Origin of the sequence: Stenotrophomonas maltophilia group sp. RNC7, from assembly GCF_030910085.1 — a bacterium.
GTDB classification, from domain to species: Bacteria; Pseudomonadota; Gammaproteobacteria; order Xanthomonadales; family Xanthomonadaceae; genus Stenotrophomonas; species Stenotrophomonas sepilia.
The window spans coordinates 1-585 of the sequence record NZ_JAVFVN010000290.1; the positions used below are offsets into that span (position 1 = coordinate 1).

1 protein-coding gene is annotated in these 585 nt (G+C 28.4%); it reads right to left on the minus strand.

Going from position 1 to position 585, the window contains the following annotated elements; genetic code table 11:
* Positions 1-465: hypothetical protein (locus RCF13_RS04210; protein ID WP_308140898.1), on the minus strand; the 465-nt coding region annotated here is incomplete at its 3' end.
* Between the last annotated feature and the right edge of the window lie 120 nt (positions 466-585).

Below are 585 nucleotides of genomic sequence, written 5' to 3' on the forward strand. Positions count from 1 at the left end.
TTTAAATCTTGTAATATCTTGTTTAGGAATAAAAAGTTTATTGGAATTTATTTTATGATCAAGCAATATGAGGTTTATATAACCATTTTTGTGTAAGTAGTGAAAGTGTTGCTCAAGCGTATATGGATAGATATGGATATCCTTTTCCTTGTCAGCTAATTTTAAGAAAGCTTCTGGAGTTGTATAAAAATATTTCTTTAACAGTTTTAATGATAACTTATATTTAGCTAATGAATATAGAGAATATAACGAATTTCCTTTGAACTTCTTCTGAGAGACTATACCTTCTTTCTCTAAACGTTTAATAACACTAATTCCAGTAAGTTCAATTAATTTTGGATTTTCTTTCTCAATAGTACCGAGCGTTTTAAATTGACCTTTATAACATTGTAATTCTTTGATTTCTTTTTGGTACTCTTCAAGATGTTGAACAGCTTCTTCAATAGAAATAGGGTTTGGCTTCATTTTTTCACTTCCCAAAAATTAAAATTATCTATATTCTTTTTATTAATATCTGCATTCTTCGTTTCGGCCGCTATTCGTATATTATCAACTGCTTCTTGTGTTATGTGCAGGGCATTCTTT